At 47.0% G+C, this 19,962-nt stretch carries 23 protein-coding genes and 1 pseudogene; 16 read left to right on the forward strand and 8 right to left on the reverse strand.

Features of this window, described 5'->3' with window-relative positions; genetic code table 11:
• Window positions 1–606 precede the first annotated feature (606 nt).
• On the reverse strand, window positions 607–1,215 hold the full coding sequence (locus ABD76_RS29275) for a DUF5946 family protein (RefSeq protein WP_242069387.1): 609 nt from the start codon (window positions 1,213–1,215) through the stop codon (window positions 607–609).
• A gap of 63 nt (window positions 1,216–1,278) precedes the next feature.
• Between ABD76_RS29275 and ABD76_RS05460 the strand changes: the two genes are divergently transcribed.
• From ABD76_RS05460 to ABD76_RS05490, 7 genes are all read left to right on the forward strand, one after another.
• Window positions 1,279–2,121 (forward strand): phosphotransferase enzyme family protein, encoded by an 843-nt coding sequence (locus ABD76_RS05460; RefSeq protein WP_242069388.1) that lies wholly within the window; start codon window positions 1,279–1,281, stop codon window positions 2,119–2,121.
• Between the two features lie 245 nt (window positions 2,122–2,366).
• Window positions 2,367–3,053, forward strand: coding sequence for a CPBP family intramembrane glutamic endopeptidase (locus ABD76_RS05465; protein ID WP_242069390.1), 687 nt, complete (start codon window positions 2,367–2,369; stop codon window positions 3,051–3,053).
• A gap of 122 nt (window positions 3,054–3,175) precedes the next feature.
• Window positions 3,176–3,442: an FAD/FMN-containing dehydrogenase gene (locus ABD76_RS05470; protein WP_197254913.1), complete on the forward strand. Its 267-nt coding sequence runs from the start codon at window positions 3,176–3,178 to the stop codon at window positions 3,440–3,442.
• A 320-nt stretch (window positions 3,443–3,762) separates the two neighbouring features.
• On the forward strand, window positions 3,763–3,978 hold the full coding sequence (locus ABD76_RS29280; RefSeq protein ID WP_242069391.1) for a winged helix-turn-helix domain-containing protein: 216 nt from the start codon (window positions 3,763–3,765) through the stop codon (window positions 3,976–3,978).
• On the forward strand, window positions 3,971–4,300 hold the full coding sequence (locus tag ABD76_RS05480; protein ID WP_242069389.1) for a hypothetical protein: 330 nt from the start codon (window positions 3,971–3,973) through the stop codon (window positions 4,298–4,300). The genes ABD76_RS29280 and ABD76_RS05480 overlap by 8 nt, the downstream gene beginning before the upstream one ends.
• Window positions 4,301–4,534: 234 nt before the next feature.
• Window positions 4,535–5,716: a zinc-dependent alcohol dehydrogenase gene (locus tag ABD76_RS05485; protein ID WP_338125054.1), complete on the forward strand. Its 1,182-nt coding sequence runs from the start codon at window positions 4,535–4,537 to the stop codon at window positions 5,714–5,716.
• Window positions 5,717–5,729: 13 nt separating this feature from the next.
• Window positions 5,730–6,818 carry a class II aldolase/adducin family protein gene (locus ABD76_RS05490; protein ID WP_197254917.1) on the forward strand — a complete coding sequence of 363 codons (1,089 nt, stop codon included), beginning with the start codon at window positions 5,730–5,732 and terminating at the stop codon, window positions 6,816–6,818.
• Window positions 6,819–6,868: 50 nt separating this feature from the next.
• Here the strand turns inward: ABD76_RS05490 and ABD76_RS05495 are convergent, their stop codons facing one another.
• Complete coding sequence (locus ABD76_RS05495) at window positions 6,869–7,741, reverse strand: alpha/beta hydrolase (protein WP_197254919.1); 873 nt, start codon at window positions 7,739–7,741, stop codon at window positions 6,869–6,871.
• 10 nt (window positions 7,742–7,751) lie between these two features.
• Window positions 7,752–8,876: an MGDG synthase family glycosyltransferase gene (locus ABD76_RS05500; protein ID WP_197254921.1), complete on the reverse strand. Its 1,125-nt coding sequence runs from the start codon at window positions 8,874–8,876 to the stop codon at window positions 7,752–7,754.
• A gap of 156 nt (window positions 8,877–9,032) precedes the next feature.
• Between ABD76_RS05500 and ABD76_RS05505 the strand changes: the two genes are divergently transcribed.
• Window positions 9,033–9,953, forward strand: coding sequence for a diacylglycerol/lipid kinase family protein (locus ABD76_RS05505; RefSeq protein WP_197254924.1), 921 nt, complete (start codon window positions 9,033–9,035; stop codon window positions 9,951–9,953).
• A gap of 54 nt (window positions 9,954–10,007) precedes the next feature.
• On the opposite strand, the gene ABD76_RS05510 is transcribed toward ABD76_RS05505, so the two are convergent.
• On the reverse strand, window positions 10,008–10,214 hold the full coding sequence (locus tag ABD76_RS05510; RefSeq protein WP_197254926.1) for a DUF1657 domain-containing protein: 207 nt from the start codon (window positions 10,212–10,214) through the stop codon (window positions 10,008–10,010).
• Window positions 10,215–10,497: 283 nt separating this feature from the next.
• Between ABD76_RS05510 and ABD76_RS05515 the strand changes: the two genes are divergently transcribed.
• From ABD76_RS05515 to ABD76_RS05540, 6 genes and pseudogenes are all read left to right on the forward strand, one after another.
• Window positions 10,498–11,352: a YetF domain-containing protein gene (locus tag ABD76_RS05515; protein ID WP_197254928.1), complete on the forward strand. Its 855-nt coding sequence runs from the start codon at window positions 10,498–10,500 to the stop codon at window positions 11,350–11,352.
• Window positions 11,353–11,363: 11 nt separating this feature from the next.
• Window positions 11,364–11,846: a stage V sporulation protein AC gene (gene spoVAC / locus ABD76_RS05520; RefSeq protein WP_197254930.1), complete on the forward strand. Its 483-nt coding sequence runs from the start codon at window positions 11,364–11,366 to the stop codon at window positions 11,844–11,846.
• 2 nt (window positions 11,847–11,848) lie between these two features.
• A pseudogene (spoVAD, locus tag ABD76_RS05525) lies at window positions 11,849–12,867 on the forward strand (stage V sporulation protein AD).
• Complete coding sequence (gene spoVAE / locus ABD76_RS05530; RefSeq protein WP_197254932.1) at window positions 12,864–13,208, forward strand: stage V sporulation protein AE; 345 nt, start codon at window positions 12,864–12,866, stop codon at window positions 13,206–13,208. Before spoVAD ends, spoVAE begins: the two are co-directional and overlap by 4 nt.
• A 137-nt stretch (window positions 13,209–13,345) precedes the next feature.
• Window positions 13,346–14,815, forward strand: a complete 1,470-nt coding sequence (locus ABD76_RS05535; protein WP_197254941.1) for an alkaline phosphatase family protein — start codon at window positions 13,346–13,348, stop codon at window positions 14,813–14,815.
• Between the two features lie 99 nt (window positions 14,816–14,914).
• On the forward strand, window positions 14,915–15,508 hold the full coding sequence (locus ABD76_RS05540) for a YkoP family protein (protein ID WP_197254943.1): 594 nt from the start codon (window positions 14,915–14,917) through the stop codon (window positions 15,506–15,508).
• A 71-nt stretch (window positions 15,509–15,579) separates the two neighbouring features.
• On the opposite strand, the gene ABD76_RS05545 is transcribed toward ABD76_RS05540, so the two are convergent.
• Both ABD76_RS05545 and ABD76_RS05550 read right to left on the reverse strand, forming a co-directional pair.
• On the reverse strand, window positions 15,580–16,320 hold the full coding sequence (locus ABD76_RS05545; protein WP_197254952.1) for an endonuclease/exonuclease/phosphatase family protein: 741 nt from the start codon (window positions 16,318–16,320) through the stop codon (window positions 15,580–15,582).
• Between the two features lie 130 nt (window positions 16,321–16,450).
• The gene (locus ABD76_RS05550) at window positions 16,451–17,194 is read right to left on the reverse strand and encodes a YheC/YheD family protein (protein WP_197254953.1); all 744 of its coding nucleotides are present in this window, start codon (window positions 17,192–17,194) and stop codon (window positions 16,451–16,453) included.
• Between the two features lie 183 nt (window positions 17,195–17,377).
• On the opposite strand from ABD76_RS05550, the gene ABD76_RS05555 reads away from it, so the two are divergent.
• On the forward strand, window positions 17,378–17,965 hold the full coding sequence (locus ABD76_RS05555; protein ID WP_206765534.1) for a DNA-3-methyladenine glycosylase I: 588 nt from the start codon (window positions 17,378–17,380) through the stop codon (window positions 17,963–17,965).
• 302 nt (window positions 17,966–18,267) lie between these two features.
• On the forward strand, window positions 18,268–18,420 hold the full coding sequence (locus tag ABD76_RS05560; RefSeq protein WP_197254955.1) for a hypothetical protein: 153 nt from the start codon (window positions 18,268–18,270) through the stop codon (window positions 18,418–18,420).
• A 127-nt stretch (window positions 18,421–18,547) separates the two neighbouring features.
• On the opposite strand, the gene ABD76_RS05565 is transcribed toward ABD76_RS05560, so the two are convergent.
• Window positions 18,548–18,937, reverse strand: coding sequence for a hypothetical protein (locus tag ABD76_RS05565; protein WP_197254957.1), 390 nt, complete (start codon window positions 18,935–18,937; stop codon window positions 18,548–18,550).
• A 581-nt stretch (window positions 18,938–19,518) separates the two neighbouring features.
• Window positions 19,519–19,962 (reverse strand): integrase core domain-containing protein (locus ABD76_RS05570; protein WP_197254959.1); only part of this gene is annotated, 444 nt, incomplete at its 5' end.

Raw genomic sequence — 19,962 nt, forward strand, 5'->3', positions numbered from 1 at the left:
TGTGCCTCTACAAACAAGAGTGTCGAAGCGCCGACAAACAACTTTTGGGCTCGGTAATCCAATGACTCATCTCTAGTGGAATTCACATGTAACCACTTTAGGCATTGACAAATGACGTTTTGATTCGGTACGTTATCCATAGGAATCTCCTTTGTTGAGGCGTTTTATGGATAACGCTTTGGGTAACTCAACAATAGGAGATTTCTTTATTTTTGTCCACGAATATAGTTCAATAAGTTACAAATATAGAGAATTATAGGGTGAAAATTTTCGTAAAAAGATTGATGCAACGCTAGTGGCATTGACGCAGGATTTCACTGCCTCATCCATCTTCCGCCGCGTTTCCTTCCATCGTCTTCCCGCCTCCATATTGTCTGTTGTCCCGCCTTGCCCTGCATCCCTGTGCAACTTCCTATGGGACAGCCTCTTTTATTGATTTCAGTTATTCACGAAGCTCCGTTCTAATCCTGTCCCTCCATTTCAATAGATTGGCGATTGCATTTTGTTCCCCGCCCATGTAGACATCTTGAATGGTCATGGACCAAGGCTTATAGTTCCGTATTCTGTCTTGATTGGGCAGAGGATTGGTTATTTTGCCTGCTTTGCTTACGAGCTCGCGATTTTTTTCAGAATATAGGCCGTGTCCCGCTCATTATCATAGGCGTCTATAAATAAACGAACCAGGAGCCGGTAACCTTCTTCTGTAAAATTAGAAGGATGCTGTATCATGTAGCAGGCAACAAGCCAAAAATGCAAGGCATACAATTGGGGATCGCGATGCTCCCAAGCAAGAGGGAAACCGAATAGTTCATCGCAGGAAAACCCATCGATTCCTTGCGCTCCGCATTCCGCACATCTTCCGGACACCATCACGGTGCTGTGGCCAACCACTTTGGACCGCCCTCCGATCAAAACTGCTGTTTCTTCAAGTTTAAAACCATACCGTAACGTAAGGTCAAGCTTATTTTTGTAGTATTGTCGCACGCGTTCTATTTCAACGGCGAACAGATTTGGGCATCCGCTGGCCTGGTGGATCCGGATATCGCCCTGCAGTGAATCCAGACATGGGCCCGCTTGAACCCGAACGAAAGCATTGATGTCCCGGATGATATTCACAGAATGATGATGGAAGGTTCTGACGCGGCGCAACCATTGCGCGCCTGGAGGAGATATGCGTAATTCGATGAATCGAGTATGGCTTTGCCGGACGGGCATGTTTCGTGCGCCTTCATGATGATAAAATGTACTGTATTATGATGCTTTGCAAGGAGCCTCATCATGAATCGGATAACGTCGGCGCTCGCCTTTAAAGTAGGTACGGCGCAGCAAGACTATTTCTTGAAAATGTATGAAAAGAGCAGGGCATCGACCCCAAAATGGACGGCTCTGATCGATAACTATGTGCCGATTTTGTTGTGGCTCTTGCAGCATAGCGGCCTGAAGGGGAAAATCCCGGTGCCGCTGCTGACGAAGAACGGCCATTATCAATGCGAAGATGAAAATGGGATCTACTTGCTGTATGAATATATTCGCGGTGACACCATTGGCGGCAACCCGTTGACGAGGGAGCAGGTCAGCCAGCTTGCGGACATCATGGCGGAGCTCCATTGTTACGGCGAAGACATTCCATTGGCTACGGATGCGTTGAAGGAAGATTTTCAAGTTCCGTTTGCCCGGTCATTGAAGGAATTTTGGCATCAGGAGCATGAAGCGGTTCCAGGCGATGTGCGAGAACGGATCAATCCTTATCGGGAGCAGATTCTGTCTCTCGTTGACATCGTAGAAAAGCAGTCGGAACGTCTGAAAAACGGCAACATCCGATTGGCCCTCTGCCATACCGACATCCACCCCTGGAATATGATGCAATCCGGGCGGCAGCTTGTGTTGATCGATTGGGAAGGCATGAAGCTGGCTCCTGTGGAGGCAGACATGATGTTTTTAGTCGATGAAGACTTCTTTGAACCCTTTATGCGCATATACCGGAAGCGCCATCCCGATTATGCCGTCAACGCCGACGCTTTGCAATTTTATCAAGGCAGACGCAAGTTGGAGGATATTTGGGAATTCCTCGAACAGCTTGTCTATGACGGCCAAGATGCGCGGCAAGAGAGGCGACTTTAACCCATCTGACCAAAGAACTGCAAGAACTGAGCAATTTGTTAACCTAATACCTAAATTAGATGCGATGGAGAAGCGGAGCTGCTGAGATTTCAGAGCCGCTTCTTTTCTTTTATCAAGCCTGTGTCCGGCAGACCTCCCATCCTGCCGTTCCTTCTCAATAATGAAGCTTGCAAGTGACGCAGCGTCACCTTGTATAGTTAAATTATGCGACAGAGGATTAAGGGATGAGGAGTGAAGAGACAGTGATGCAGAAGAAAACCAGCCCCTGGACAGGGCGCGAACTGGCCGCTTTACTTGCGGTAGAATTCGTGTTTGTGATATTCGTGATCAAATACCCGGTTCAGTCGATGTATGAGCAATGGCTTGGAAATACGCTTTATTCCGGAACGCTAACCGGGCTTACGATCGCGATTACGCTATTGCTCGGGCTTTATTTTGTTGCGTTGCGGCCGCACAATTTGTCGTGGGCGGCTCTGGGGGTAAAGCATTTTCCGGGAAAAGTGTGGCGGAGGATTCCGTTCTGGACTCTGATTCTTATCGTATTGAGCCTCGCGGCCGTCTACCTCACCGGCCTTCTTGGCAATCCGGTGGAAAACAGCAAGACAGAGAGTCTGCAGCAGCATGTCTCGCTATTGACCATCGTTATCGCGATTGCCGCGGCAGGGATCGTATCTCCTTTTTATGAGGAAATCTTTTACCGGGGCTTTATATATCAATGGCTGCGGGCGCGTACCGGCACTGGGCGGGCGATCATGATTAGCTCGCTCATCTTTACCGCAGCTCATTTCCCTACAACCAATGCGATGCCCGTAAATTTTATTAGCGGCGCCGTGCTTGCCTGGACCTATGAGCGGACAGGTTCAGTCGTGCCCGGCATGATCGTTCACGGCCTCTTCAATACAATTGCCGTGCTGTTAACGGCGCTAAGTTAGCGATGCTCTATATTTCCAAAAGTCTATCATGATCGACAAAACTCCTTTATAACTTCTTCACAACTTGCAAATACGATCTTCATATCTCTCCTTTATATTATAATCATAAGGAGGAGATACTAATGAAAAGAGTATGGCTTGGCATCAGCGCCTTGGTCTTGGTCATGGGGATGGGAGCCGCCGGCGCATATGCTTCATCAGCCGATAATAATCCCGGCGGGAACCGCAGCGGCTTTGAACAGATGCTCCCGTTCGCGAAGCGGATGCACCCGGACCTCTCGGATCAACAGATTGAGCAGATGTACAATAGCTGTCACAATGGCAATGGCATGGGACGGGGAATGATGAGCAATTCCCAATGGCGCGGCAGCATGATGAATTTCAATTAAGACTGTGCTATGATAGGCCTCGCGAATATCGCAAGGCCTATCTTTGTATATATGGTGAGGTTGATACGTATGGACCGTGCAAAAATTTTGATTGTCGATGATGAGCCTGATATCCTTCAGGTAATTAAATACGAAGCCGTTCAGCCCCAGAGAGCTGGTGGTGCGGGTGATTAGCTTGTTGCGCAGAGCGCAGCTTCCTGTCGCGCCACAGCAAGAAAAGCCTCTTTCCTTCTGCAATAACGATCTGTCCATTGATCCCCAACGGCATGAAGTGAAAGTCAGGGGGGTGTCTGTCTCGCTCACACCCATTGAAATTCAAATTGCTTGAGCTTCTGGCGAAGAATCCAAAGCGAGCGTTCAGCCGCCTGGAACTCGTTAACCTTATCCAAGGGGACATGTTTGAGGGATTCGAGCGCACGATCGATGTTCATATTAAAAACATTAGGCAAAAAATAGGGGACAACCCGAGAAAACCGACATTTATCGCGACGGTTTTTGGCGTCGGATACAAATTCCAGGTGAATCCGGATGAATAAGAGCGGACTTCGCAAAAAGCTGTTGTTGTCGCATATCGGGGTAGCGCTCACCTCGCTGCTGACCATAACGCTTCTCGTCTATCTGGTCATGACCTTTGCCTTCGGCCAGTATATGAAAAATCAGCAGCAAGCAGAAGCCGACACGTTGCTTAAAGATCTGGAGACCTCCTACAATGCGGAAGCAGGCGGATGGTCGATGGGCTCCCTCATGCAGCTTTCTCATCAAGCCATGCTCCGTAATTATACTGTCAAAATCTACGATGACAGGAATGAGCTGATCTGGGATACAAGCAGGATGGGCACCGCCGTAATCAAGCCATAAGGGCAGGGGAATGGTTATGAAGTGATACGAGTACTCAGTTTTCAAGAGTTCATGAAGCTTTGAGCGTCTTTAGCGCCGACAAACGATACCTGTATCAAAGAGTTATAACGGATCAACTGTAATAATATCACTGGCCATAGAGTACACATCTAAATATTACAGGGGAGACTATGTTGAAAGGACTCGATAGGTTTGAAAGCGGTACAGTTCAATGTCGGCATACCGAAGTATGTATTGTGCAAAGCGCTCGGGCCGCTTATTCCATCTCTCTATATTGGACGATTATCATGTATCCGTTATCGGGACGTCCCGGCACCAAAGCTGCCCGATGAAGAATGGGTAAAGATCAAAGTAAAATACGGCGGAATATGCGGCAGCGATCTGAATCTTATTTTTCTTCACGACAGTCCGGCTACCTCTCCATTTGCCTCCTTTCCCTTCACGATTGGGCATGAAGTGGTAGGCGTAATCGACGAAGTGGGAGAACGAGTGTCTGGTATTCACCCAGGGGAACGAGTGGTGGTGGATCCGATTTTATCTTGCATGGCAAGAGGATTTCCTGACCTTTGTCCTGCTTGCCGCCGAGGTGACTTGAGTCTATGCGAACGCTTGGCTTCGGGACGCATCTCCCCTGGACTGCTCATCGGGGCTTGCCGGGATACCGGGGGAAGCTGGAGCCCATATCTGGTCGCTCACCGCAGTCAGATCTTCAAAGTTCCCGCCAATGTCAGCGATTGGAATGCGATTATGACCGATCCGTTAGCGACGGCTTTGCATGCGATCATGCGGGATCCGCCGCGTGACCATGACACGGTACTTGTTATTGGAGCAGGAGTTATCGGCATATGCGTATTAGCCGCCCTTCGCGCGCTTGGTTTTTCAAATCGAATCATTGTATTGGCGAAGCATCCTTTTCAGATGGAAATGGCCCGGCTGTATGGAGCCAGCGAGATTTTTCAATTGACATCCCGTTCCAAATCCTATGAACAATTGGCAGAACTCCTCGGCGCCAAGATGTTGACACCTCTCTTCGGCAAACCGGTGATACAAGGGGGAGCGGATTTTACTTATGAGTGCGTGGGCAGGGAGCGAAGCATTGATGACGCGCTCCGGTTTACGAAGAGCGGCGGGAAGGTCAAGCTCTTGGGAGTGGCAAGTTTTCCTCGCGGCGTCGATTGGACTCCGATCTGGCTGAACGAATTGCAAATACAAGGGAGCTTCGCTGTAAGTACAGAAGAATTCGAGGGAAAACGTTCTCGTACTTATGCGTTAGCTTTGGACTTGATGGATTCCCGCAAAATCGACCTCGCTCCCTTGGTAACCCACCAATTCCCGTTGGATCAATATCGGGAGGCTATTGCGACCGCTTCAGGCAAAGGAAAATCGAGGGCGATGAAAGTGGTATTTGAACTGTGAAGGGGGATCATGAATGAACTTCGCGATTGCAGGTGAATTGAAAAGCCCATCGTTGAAATGGTTTGCGGCCGGATTGAAAAGAGAACTGATCAATAATGGATACCATTATTGCGAGGAGCCGGTAAATGATATCCGTTTTGTATTGAATTTTGTGGACACCGACCATTTAAAGCCTTTTCGCAGGAAAGCACAAGCTACTTTTTCCGTGGCGATTGCCGAAACCTATGATCTTCCCCGTGACATTTTGAAGTCAGCTTACCCCATACTCATTCGCACCCTATCCAATCTGTTGATTTATATCATACATACCCCGAAAGGACAATGTCATACGTATTTCATCACGCTTGAACAAGGATGTTATCTTGTCCCGTTTGAACAAAATAACGATGAATTGTTTTTTGGCAGGGTGATGGAACGATTACATCCATTAGCATCCTCCCGGTTAGTCATTAATAATGAATTCCACCACGATCTGCCTCCGGATTTATGGGATGGCGACGAGATAACGGCTCAAATATACAAAGCAGGCAAACAATTGGATGCCCTGAATCTTTTGCCGGCCCCTTTTCCCCTGGAGGAACTCCTGTCTCCCCAAGATTTACGACATGTAAAACGATTATACGGAATTGGCGGATTGAGTTACGGCAATCTGAGCGCGCGTAAAGACGAACAGCAATTCTGGATGAGCGGAAGCGGGGTAAACAAGGGGGATATGAGAATTATCGGACGGGATATCCTCCTTGTCATGGGCTACAATGCCGAACGGACAGCTATGATGCTTAATGTGCCTCCGAATATCCAACCTCATCGGGTATCCGTCGATGCCATCGAACACTGGATGATCTATAGGCAGCATCCGAAAGTGGGGGCGATCGTCCATGTTCATGCATGGATCCATGGAATTCCGTCCACAGAAATCAATTACCCTTGCGGGACGTGGGAATTGGCCCAAGCCGTATCCGAGCTGGTAAACCGGTCGGAAGATCCGGCAAGAGCCATTATCGGATTGAAGAACCATGGTTTAACGATTACCGGCCCGAATCTTGATGACATTTTTCAGCGAATAGAGGGGCGCATCGTCCGTCAAGTCCCTATGACATAGGAGCATTCATTCCAAAACCATGAGAAGCTTCTCATGGTTTTTTTGTATGTTCAAAGACGGGAACCTAACCACTGAAAAACGGATTCAATCGCTTCATCCTTGCGATGTTCATTCAAAGGGCAGTGACCGACATCTTCGAACAGAATGGAATGTTTATCGCTGGCAGGAATAGCTTGCATAAATAACTCTATATGTTTCGAATCTGCCACGGAATCCTTCAGGCCATAAAGGCATAAGGTCGGAACCCGAAAGTGATTGGCTTCCGTTAATGCCCGGGCTCCGTGACGCAATAACTCTGTAATCCAACGTGGAGTGTACTGCACCGTAGTGGAAGGATCGCGCAAAAGTTCAGAAGTCCAGTTCGGCAAATACGCTTGCAGCCAACGCAATTTTTTTAACGATTCATTCCATCTGATTAATTCAAGCGGAAAACTTGGCGTTACTCTGGATAAAAGCTGAGCGCATTTGCGAAAAACATAGGGAATCCTCGTGTGTATTCCTAATGCAGGGGATGATAGTATGACCCCGGCCAATTTATCTATCGCCATAGTAAAGTGCTGAACATATCGAATGATGATCAGACCGCCTAAACTGTGACCAAAAAGATAGATGGGGATTTTGGGAAATTGCTTTTCAAAACAATCTATCACTTGATCCAGGTCCTCCAAGTAAGTATGAAACTGATGTATGTGACCGGGCTGTCCATCGGATTGTCCGAACCCCCGAAGGTCGGGAGCGACAAAAGCGATTTGCCTCTGAGCGCTTTCAGCGCCGATGTCAAAATAACGGCTGGAATCCTCTCCTGCGCCATGAATAAAAATCAGGAGGCCGCGGGGATTGACCGGAAACCATGAGCGAAAATTTAGTTTGAAGCCTTGTTCCCTTTTCAAATAGTAGGTATTGATACTGCAATCGTGTACCATGTAAATCCTCCTAGATCGTCTCGCAGGTGAGAAGTTTCATAATCGATAGGGGGCCGGCAAGCGGATTGATTTTTTGCTGATATTGTTCCATGTTGCTTTGCAGAAATGCGAATGGTTCAGGCGAAGAGAGCAGCTTGCGTATCCAATGGTCCACCTCATCCTGATGGTTGATGCGGACCGCTAATTCCTGATTGACCAAGTGGTTGGAATTATATTCTTCATGACCGGGAATGGGTTGGAATATGAGCATCGGAACCCCTTTGCTCAATGCTTCGAAGCATGTGAGTCCGCCTGGCTTGGTAATTAACAGATCCGCCGCATCCAGCAGTGTGTCGATCATATCAACAAAGCCCAAAATCACGATATGTTCATGCTGAAAGTGCATATCGCGCTCCAAGCTAAACCTTAGCGAATCGTTATATCCGGTACAAATCAATATCTGAATATGTTCCCTCCATTTGACGAGCGTATGGGCAAGCTCTTGGATTCCTCCCAATCCCAACCCGCCTCCCATAATCATCACGGTCGGCAGATCTTTTAAATGCAATCTTCTTCTTGCCTCCTGCTTGTCGGTTTTCTTCCAGAAGTTCGTCGTAATTGGAATACCGGTAACCGCAATCCGAAAATTCGGAATCCCCATCCGGCGTAATTGTCGATGAACGTCATCGTCGGATACAAGATAAAGATCCACCTCAGGTTGTACCCAAATACCGTGGGCATGAAAATCGGTGATGACCGTGCAGAGGCTAACCGGGTACCCCCTTTTTTTCAACCGTGCTATGGAAGAACTGTTAAACGGATGGGTGCAGATGACCAAATCCGGTTGAATCTGATCCAGCATCTGTTCAACGTTGCGATGAAACAACTGGTAGATGATGAACTGAAGCCATCGCGATACAGGCTGGTGTTGTTTCGATTCATAGATTTTTTTCCATAACCAAGGATACAACGTAATCAATTTTTTATACGAGCGAAAGAAGATAGCCGTCCTCTTCGGATGAAGCAACTTGCCGATTTCAATAATTTGCGTATCAATGGACGGTTCCAACTGCTCAATGCCTTGCGCCAATGCTTCTGCCGCTGTTGTGTGTCCACTGCCAAATCGTTCGGAAAGGATTAATATCTTTTTTTGCATAATTCCTCTCACTCGCTCCTGAAGTTTCTAATTTATTTTGGTGCGATTAACCGGAAAATATTCATTGATTCGAAGTGCGAGCGTGATCTCTATCCTTTTGGTATACACGACCGGCAATTCGGAAAAAGTGTAGATAGATGGATAGGGGGAATTCGTATGTATCTCTTTATTGTGAACAGAATATCCGGTAACGGTAAAGGAATGAAAACCTGGAAAAGAATCGAGCCAATACTTCATTACAGACAAGTTCATTATAAAGTCGAGTTTTCAGACAGCCCGTCCCATGCTGCCCTTCTTGTGCGGAAATATATGATAGATCATGACAAGATGAAAGCTTTTGTCATTGTAGGAGGGGACGGTACAATTCAAAGCGTAGCTCATGAAATCGCAGAAAGTAACATTCCATTGGGAATTATACCTGCAGGCTCCGGCAATGATTTGGCCAGAGGACTCCATATTCCTTTAAACCCCAAAAAAGCGCTGGAGTATCTATTGACGGGGACAACGAAAAAAATAGACATTGCCCGGATTGGAAGAAAATGCTACACCACCGTTATCGGTATCGGGATCGATGGGAAGGTTGCACAGACCGCTAACCTGTCACGTTATAAGAAATGGTTGAATCATTTGAAAATGGGGAATTTGTCTTACATATTGAGCTTCATTCAAGTCGTATTGCGTTACAAGCCTGTCGATGTTCACATTAAAGTCGACGGTAAGGAAATGATCTATTCGGATGTCTGGCTAATCGCCGTCGCCAATTTACCTAACTATGCCGGTGGAATGAAGATATGCCCGGAAGCTTGTTATACGGACGGTTTTTTTCATATTTGCATCGTTCAAGGGGTATCCCGCTGGACCTTAATGAGAATCTTTCCCAATGTATTTCGCGGCAATCACATTTTTCACCCAGCCGTCACCACGTTGCAAGGAAGAAAAGTGGAAGTATATACGGAATCACCGATGATTGCGCATGGAGATGGGGAAATGATCGGCGAGACGCCTCTTGAAGTGACTGTTTATCAGGATGCGATTCATGTCATTTACAATCCTCAATTCATCCCGTCCTTAGCGTAACAAAGAATCTCAAGCAGAAGAGTTACAGCCATGGCATGCTGTAACTCTTTATTTTTAAAAACCTTTATATTGTGGTTCCTCGTTTTCTAATTGCTTAACGCGGCTCTCTACTTGGTTCACGATTTGCTGCGTCTGCTGGGCAGCGTCTGTGTAGAGGGACTTTGCCTCTTGATTTTCAGTTGCCAATGCGAACTGTTCAAGACTGGCTTGTGCGCTTTTCAAAGAAGCCAGGCAAGTTTTCACTTGAGATCCTACCGTCATTGATGTCACCACCTTTCTGAGTGCAGCGTGAAATATAATCCTTCCATATGTCAACCAATCCATTTTCCATTTATTACATACCGTATTGATTTTGAAATCATACATGGAAATTAATGATTGACGATTTAAGCAAATCGGGACCAACAATGGACAAAAATCATGTGATATCCGAAAGTACGTCAAAAGTGCCAACGGGGGACCTGTCATGGAAAATGTATTGTGGCATTTCCTCCGCGGATTTAACAAATAATCTGAATCGACATGATGAAAGGAGGTAACATACGTGCCGCAATGGCTGGAGATCGCTTGGCGTACATTCATGGCAGTCATTGTTCTTTTCCTGATGACCAAGCTTTTAGGGAAAAGGCAAGTGACTCAGCTTTCCGTATTCGAATATATTACCGGAATTACCATAGGGAGCCTTGCCGCCTATGTTTCGATGGATTTGGAAGCCACATGGTATTTGGGGCTTGTCTCGTTAGGTGTATGGGTGGCTGTGGCGCTAGGTATTGAATTTATACAACTGAAAAGTAAAACGTTGAGGGACATCATCGAGAACAAAGCTACAGTCTTAATCAAAGACGGAAAAATAATGGAAGACAACCTGAAAAAAGAACGGCTATCCATTGATGAGCTGTTAGAGCAGCTCCGACGAAAACAGGTATTCAAAGCGGCTGATGTCGAATTCGCGATTATGGAGTCGAGCGGAGAAGTCAATATCCTCCTTAAGAATCAACCGCTCACTCCCAAACATCTCGGAATCAAGGTAGCGCCGGAACAAGAACCGCAAACGGTAATCATGGACGGCAATATCATGGACGAGCCGCTTGCTACCATCGGCTTGAGCCGGCAATGGTTGAATACGGAACTCGAAAAAACAGGGGTTCCTGTGGAGAATGTGTTTCTCGGGCAAGTGGATGCGCACGGGCAATTATATGTGGATCTATACGACGATCAAATCAAGGTTCCCGAGCCCCAAAAACGTGCCGTTCTATTCGCAACCTTAAAAAAATGCGAAGCGGATCTGGAAATGTTCGGGTTGGCAACCCAGAATCGGGATGCCAAACAAATGTATGAGCAGTGTTCAAAGCAACTGCAGACCGTAATAACGGAGCTAAAACCATTATTGCATCGATAAGGAGAAAGGATATGGCCAATAACAAGAAGAAAAAATTAACTCCTGTTAAACAAGAGTACCAAGAACTTGCCAAGAAGAGAGAACCGGCGCGGCCGGTTATCAAAAATTGTGTCCGGGCCGTTATTTCTGGAGGACTTATCTGCTTCATCGGTCAATGTATACAGGACCTGTTTATTCATTGGGGAGGTTTCGACGAGAAGAAGGCGGGGAATCCGACCGTTGCCGTGTTAATCCTCATTTCCGTGATACTGACTAGCCTCGGTGTATACGATAAAATTGCTCAATGGGCCGGGGCAGGGTCGGCCGTACCTGTAACCGGATTCGCCAATTCCATGGCCTCGGCCGCGATCGAGCATCAGAGCGAAGGACTTGTATTGGGCGTAGGGGGCAAAATGTTCAAGTTGGCCGGGCCGGTTATTGTGTTCGGGACCGTTGCCGCATTTATTATCGGGATTCTAACCTTTATTTTCAATCCCTCTGCAGGAGGTCATTGACAATGCTGAAAAGACACCAGAGCTGGATATTTGAAAATCGGCCGACGATTCTGTCCACCGCAACCGTCGTTGGACCGTTTGAAGGACAAGGACCGCTTGCGAATGATTTCGACATCATTCACGGGGACCTGATGATGGGGCAGGATAGCTGGGAAAAAGCGGAGAGGACGCTCGTGGAGGAAGCGGCCAAGCTTGCGATCGAAAATGCAGGCTTGACGAAAGAGCAGGTCAATTTCTTTGTCGGAGGAGACTTGTTGAATCAGATTATCAGCACAAGCTTCGCGGCTCGCACGATGTCCATCCCCTATATCGGAGTATTCGGAGCATGCTCCACATCGATGGAGAGTCTGGCTCTCGCTTCCGCGCTTGTGAACTCGCGCTCGGCGAAATTTGCGCTCGCGAGTGCCGGCAGTCATAACGCTTCATCGGAGAAACAGTTCCGTTATCCTACGGAATATGGATCGCAAAAACCGCCAACCGCCCAGTTTACCGTAACCGGAGCCGGGGCGTCTGTCGTCGGGCAGCACGGAGAAGGATCTTATGTTACATCGGCCACGATCGGCAGGGTGGTCGACATGGGAATCGATGACCCGTTCAATATGGGAGCGGCCATGGCTCCGGCTGCCGTAGACACCATTCAGGCACATCTTCGCGATTTGCAAATCGAGCCAGGTTACTACGACCTGATTGTTACGGGGGATTTATCCAAGGTAGGATATCAACTCGCTTGTGATTTGTTCGAAAAGCATAATATTCCCATCCATCAAACCGAATATAAAGATTGCGGAATGTTGATTTACGATTACGAGAAGCAGATGGTTCAAGCCGGCGCAAGCGGATGCGCATGTTCGGCTGTCGTCACATACGGACATCTCTTGAACCGAATGCGGAAAGGGGAATTGAACCGATTGCTCGTGGTTGCAACAGGAGCGCTGTTATCGCCGCTGTCTTATCAGCAAAGGGAAATATTCCATGCATTGCGCATGCCGTATCGATCGAGAATGGAGGCGAAAAGAGATGATTTATTTCTGGGCGGTCGTTGTTGGCGGTGCCATTTGCGTATTCGGGCAGATCTGTTTTGATGTATTTAACCCCGCGCATACGATGACCCTTCTTGTCGTCCTGGGAGCGGTACTCGATGGAATCGGAGTGTATGATCCGCTCATCAAATTCGCCGGAGCCGGGGCGACGGTACCCATTACAAGCTTTGGCAACTCTTTGGTGCACGGAGCGCTCCAAGAGTTAAAAACCGACGGCTGGATCGGGATTATCACGGGCATATTCGAGGTTACGAGCGCGGGGATCTCCGCAGCCATTATTTTCTCTTTCCTTGCCGCCTTGTTCGTAAAGCCGAAAGGATAAAGAACCATATCCGAAGCAAGTTGCATGTGAATATCGATGGATGAGGCATAGCATACTAATTGTACTTAACTAATGAATGGAAAAGTATCCGGGTAAACCGGGTACATTTTTTTTATTAAGCGGAAAGGTAAGGTAAGATGAAAAAGATTATTTTCCTTCTGATTGATTCGTTAATGCCAAACATATTAAATGATTGCCTGCGCCATCGAACGGTGCCTGGTCTGAAATTTTTGATGGATCGCGGAAAATATTGGCCCAATTGCGTCACTGTATTCCCCACGATGACGGCTACGGTCGACTGTTCATTAGTAACCGGCACTTACCCGGACCAGCACCGAATTCCCGGGCTAATATGGTACGATCCGGAGGCGAAAGAGATCGTAAACTACGTTAACGGATGGAAATGCATAAGAAAGCTTGGCTTGTCCAAGTGCGCGCAGCATGTATTATTCAATCTCAATGAAAAACATTTAAGCGCCAAGGTGTCTACAATATTCGAGGAGCTGCACCGGAGAGGAAAGACCTCGGCTTCCATCAATGCGATTGTTCACCGCAGTGTCAACCGGCATGCTATCCGGCTTCCTTTTCTTATGGATATGTCGACCGGATTTCGATTTCGCAACGGCAGTACGGCAGGACCTGATGTCATGACATTGGGAGCCATGGTTCATTCCGAAATTAATGAAAAGATTCCCAAGCCGATGCGGGGTTATAGACAAAAATGCGGAATCAATGACGCCTATGCCGCGCAAGCAGCCAAAACGATGATTCAGTCGAATCAACAGCCTGATTTTATGCTCGTTTATTTTCCTGATAATGACCATGAAGTCCATAAAAAAAATCCCGCTCATGCAGAGGAAGCTCTCATTCGCGTAGATCGGCATATTCAGGAGATTTTGTATGCATTCGACTCATGGGAAGAGGCGGTTAACCAATGTGTATTTATTGTAACCAGCGACCATGGACAGACAAGAATCGGGAACGAAGAACGATTTAACATCGATCTGGATCTGCTGCTTGATTCATTCCGCGTGCTGCAGTTGGGGGAAAAGGTAGGCAGCCATCACGATCTGGTGGTCTGCAATAATGAACGCATGGCTTATGTCTATCCTCTTCGCATCGATAACCTTGCCACGATTATTGAGATACTCTCGAACGAATCACGGATTGACTTCATCGCGTGGAAAGAGGAAGGACAAGTTACGGTCAAAGAGGCGGGATCGGGAAGAATGATGCAATATCACCCGGACGGACCGTATACCGATATCTATGGTTCGGCATGGACTATTACGGGAGAAGAAGCGGTCGTTGATTTACAAATTAAGGAGCAAGAAATACGGTACGGCGATTATCCTGACGTGCTTGCCCGGTTATATGGAGCGTTATATTCTCAAGATGTCCCGATGATCGTTATCACCGCTCGGCCGCGTTATGAATTCAAAAGCCGCTTTTATCCGGTTCATTTGAATGGCGGCAGCCATGGTTCTTTGCACAAATACGATTCCGACATCCCTCTGATTGTTGCGGGCACGTCGCATGCCGTGAAAGAACCGCCCCGTTTGGTCGATTTGAAGGCTTATATTCTTGAGCTAATGGATGAGGGCTAACCTGATTAATTGTTAGAAATAATACTGAAACTTTCCACCCATGAATTTGATTTTCCCAAGGCAAAATAACATTAGATATTCGATAAAGGGGAACAGTTCATGTGGTTCAAATCCTTTGCACTCTCCATCTGGAGTGTCATTGATCCAGTGTACTATGCATGTACCAGATTGAAATGCATTGAACATGAAGGCGGCAGCACCTTCCGAGTCAGACTTACTTCGTTCCGGGGGAGAAACGTGCTCTTATCCGATGGAACCCTGATCAGAAGAGGCGACATTTTGCTGAAAATTCATTTGCATAATGTCATGCTTTTGAAAAACATGCTTTCCATAAAAAGTGAGATCAAAAAAGGAAAGCTCCTCTATCGCCTTATTGAAAAATCGTTGCCGGATCTTGCCGAATATGTGCGAAATCATCCGAAGCATGATGACATTAAAGGAATTATCGGGATAACGATGTTAAACAGGGGAGGCAGCGGATTAGGGTTTGAAACGATACAGATACGCAGCGCGTTGTACAAATGGATCAAGTATGCAACGATGATGCCGATCTATCTCGTCTCGGCCAATGATCCCTTAAAGAACTTGAAAAAACAAACCCCCGCCTATTTATTCATGTCAAAAGATGTATTAATGGACAGATACGGGACGAAAACACTGCCGAGCTTGCATTATGACCATAAAATACGCTGACTCTGGCATTGCCGCCAGAGTATTTTCTTGACAATGCTTCCGGTCAGGGGCGAGCCCGGGTCAGCCGTCATTTATGGAGAGAGCTTGCCTGTCAAGCTCACCGTAGCTTTTAGGGGCAAATGATCCGATGCCGCAGGCAGACTCGCAATGACTTCAGTGGAGACAATACGGAAATGGCGGCTGACAAATATATAATCCATCCGAAAAAGGGGGCGGCGGGAAGGGAAGGTGCGGCAAGGGGTCATGCCGGGATAGTGGCAAGCATCCGTGAGAATTTGCTGCAGCTTCCGCCAAGATTTCGTCCCTGGTCTTGTGTTCAAATCGCCGGTTAATATTACGGGATGGGCATCTTCCTTAATTTTCTCTGTAAGAAAATCGACTTGCTTTGATCGGATGTAAGGAACAAGACTTAAATGGGTCACATACATTTTGACGAGATGCCCCCGGACATCCACGGACACTTCCAGGACAGCACGTTTTTCGGCATGGAAAGGGGAAGCGCCGAAAACATGATTTTGCCGTGAAACGATGGGAAAACGGGACAGGACCGCATTTCCATACTGTCTAAGAACAGATCCATCTGCTGATGAAATGGTTGCGCCAAAAAAAGAATAACGCATGCGCAAACGGCCAGATAACCAGGCTAATTGATCCAGATAACCGCTTCTCCGGGAAAAATGTTTATCCACTTCATTTAAAGCGATGACATCGGCTTTACTATCTTCTAATACTTGAGCGATTCGTTCCAGATTAACCTTCCCATCTATTCCTCTTCCATGATGAATGTTAAATGTTACGATATTCATTGCCATATATGTTCCGCATCCTCATATCGTTCTTCCGCTTATTATGTCCAGTTATGCCGGGCACATGCTGCCTGTGCCTATCAAGCCAAGAAGAGGCCGCCCAGACCGTATTCGTCAGCTGGCGGCCTCCTTCCGTTTACTTGAAACGGCCGTAGGCTTTGGCATAACGAAGAATCCGGCGATAGGCGGCAGGATTTAAGGTTCGGTAGACATATATGGCTGGCCTTGTATTCACTTCCAGGATCCAGGGCCGCATGTTTTTATCGAGCGCGATATCGAGTCCAAGCTGCTTTAGACCTCTATACTTTTTACTTAATTGCTTGGCTACCGATAGTCCCATTTGGTTCAATTCATTACGCAGCTTGCGAATGGAGGACTGATTCATATGAGGACGCAATAGGGTAGACAGCGATTCCATGCTCCCGCCATTGCTGACATTCGTGACGATCTTATTGGCGGCTGCCATGCGGCCGAAGATGAACATGGCCTCCCATTGATTGTTGAGATTTTTTTGAACCAATACCCGGAGATCGAATTTTCTCCCGCGGTGGCTCATCATAATAATCCCCCGCTGCAGTAAATACTTCCGCTTCCCGATTCTGGACTTGATCCCGGACTGCAAATCGTTCATGGAACGGAACACTTTGGTGGAAACTCCTTCTCTCAGCTCAAACGATGATTTGGAGCGTTTTTTGGCGCGCATGACTCCTTTCCCGTGAGTGCCTTTGTCCGGCTTCACATACACCATGTTGTAGCGGTTCAGCATATCCTTCAAGCTGCTGGAATTGTATACGGCTGTCTTGGGGATGTAACGCTTCAACGATGAGTTTTGCAGAATGCGCGTCTTTTTCCATTTGCTGAATACATGTTGAATAGACAAAAAAGCATCACCCTTTTCCATGAATTTGATTGCATCTGGTTAAGAGTAACGAATGTGATATCAATGTATGATGCTGACGACGATTAGGAATGGACAATTAACCTATGGAAAAACCCGCTAGAATTATGGGGAAAAGCATTTTTTCGGCCTTGCCGGGGACGAGACAGATAGGGGATTATGCGAATGATCAAGCGATGCGAATGGGTAAAGGAAAACGAGCCTTTATATAAGGACTACCATGATAAAGAATGGGGCGTTCCCGTATACGATGATCGAATTTTATTTGAAATGCTATGCCTGGAAGGAGCGCAGGCAGGACTCAGTTGGTGGACGATTTTGCAAAAAAGAGAAAATTATAGAATAGCCTTTGATCATTTCGATCCGGAAAAAATTGTTCATTATACCGATGAAAAATTGCAATCGTTGCTGGCGAATAAAGGGATTGTTCGCAACAGGCTGAAAATTCAAAGCGTCGTCACGAACGCCAAGTCCTTTTTAAGAATTCAAAAGGAGCATGGTTCATTTTCCGGTTATATATGGAGTTTTGTCGATAACAAACCGATCGTGAACCATTGGGAGACCATAAATGAAGTCCCTGCATCTAACGAAATCAGCGATCAAATGTCAAAAAGATTAAAAAAAGACGGATTCGCCTTTGTAGGGAGTACGATTTGTTATTCATTTATGCAAGCGGCAGGGATGGTGAATGACCATACGTTGGAATGCTTCTGCCATCCTTCTCATCAAAAAGCAAACCATAAAGAAGGATAGAGCCAACCAGTCAGGCTGTTGAAGGGGAAAACTTCATTGTAACTTGGACAAATTGCATAATTCAAGATAATCGGCGGGGCTGCGCGATGGCGCAGAACCGCTTTTTTCTTTAATGGCACGCCTCGTGAGTGTATGGATATTTCTGTTATCTCCTCAACCGGTGTTCCCAAACGTTCAGGGGAACATTCATTCGCGGTCGAACGGCCGGATCTCTACTTCCTCTCCCTGTGGGTGGTCGTGGCATCGGCTTCATCCATAGGGTACCTGTTCATTCATGATTCCATGGGAATGAGAATCAAAAAATGGAAATTACGCCGGTTACCACGCGCTTGCTGGTTGAAGTGAAAGGGGTTAACGGCGAAGACGATATCAAAGAGCTGACAGATGCTCAAGCCTTACATCAGGAATGGCGCGAAGAAGGAGTACATTCCGGAGCTGGAATTTACTCTGCCTAGTGAAGATTGACGAAGAAATGTATAACGTTTTCCCTTTATCTTCCATGTTATCTGCATAGCCGCAGAGAAAAGGGCGAAAAGCAGCCGGTTCCTATCGGCTGCTTTTTCAGCGCTGACCAATGGCTGGTCACTCTGATCTTCCTGCCTGCTTATAGAACGTAAACGTGATTCCTGCGCCAACCTGGAAATTCAGCAGACCGATCATTTCCTTCGTGTTGTGGCTCATTCCGCTTTGCTGAGGTTGGGCATGGCTAGGCGCACTCGACTCCTTTCCCGTGGCGTCGGTCTCGAACGTTTGTTGCGTCTCGCTCAGCAGCACTCTGCTGCCATCGGGCCTGACGATATATTGCCTGATATATTCGCCTTCGCGAGCGGTAACGAGCTTCCCTTTTTTGTCCTCTTGTTTTTCTTCTTCTTGTTTCGCCGCATCTTTCAAGACGGCTTCAAATAATAATTCATTATTGTGATTCTTCCGTTGAGTTGAAAACGGAAATCGATAGTTGGACTCAATGCGCATGTGAAACCTCCTTTCCCGATGTTCCCCATTGCAATTAGGGGATGGTTCTATTATCGGAAAGAGGACTTCGCTCCATTAGCTTCGAGGGTGAGCGCCCCCAAGTTGTTTACTAAAATATATTAATTCCTCCCAATGCTCATCGTAGATTCGAACAGACCACTCCATAGAGCGCACATATCCATCAATGCGACATCTCACAGACATGCCGGAGCCGTACCGTCACAGGGCCGTTCCCGTATCCGCCGGACACGTCTTCATAGGCTCGAGCTTTGGGATGTGATCCGCCAGTTAACTGCGGACGGAACCTCCGTCATCCTGGTGACGCATAACGTGATTGAAGCCGAGAAAGCAGTGGATCGGGTAGCTATCTTGAATAAAGGCAGGTTTCTGGCAGAAGGCACCCCTGCGCGCGTCGTTGGCTGCGTCAACCTTCGATGCTTCGATATGGAATTATGTCACCTTATGCATTAGGTGCGTGGTAGGATACCGGTTAAACACCCTTATTGTGGACACTGCACCTCTTATTCGATATCAAACATAGAATTGCTTTACATTGCTTTGTTTTTCACCAATTCCGATTATCAAACCTTAATCTGCTTCGGCTCCACAATGCCTTGTTTCACCGCTTCCATATATTCATACGGGGATAAATCGTAGATGCTGCCGTGGATGCGGATACGATTATAATCCTGTATAAACTGACTCACGACTTCATAGGCCTGAGGATAAGATTCAAATTCATGTCGCTGGTAGCACTCCGCCTCGATGATCGAATGATACGATTCGATGTGAGCGTTTTTATTCGGCGTTTTGGGCGGAATTCGTTCGTGAATCATGACAAACTCGCTACAGGCATCCTCAAACTTGTTGCTGATAAATTGTGGGCCGTTGTCCGAACGTATGACGGGTTTTTCTGTCTTGTCAAAGAGCTGGCGCTTCCTAAGCGCCTCCTGCGTAATCTGAACGAGATGCTTCGCTTCGCACGTCAGTCCAATGTGATAGCTTACGACCGCGCGATCAAACAC

Origin of the sequence: Paenibacillus dendritiformis (assembly GCF_015845845.1) — a bacterium.
Taxonomy (GTDB): domain Bacteria; phylum Bacillota; class Bacilli; order Paenibacillales; family Paenibacillaceae; genus Paenibacillus_B; species Paenibacillus_B dendritiformis_C.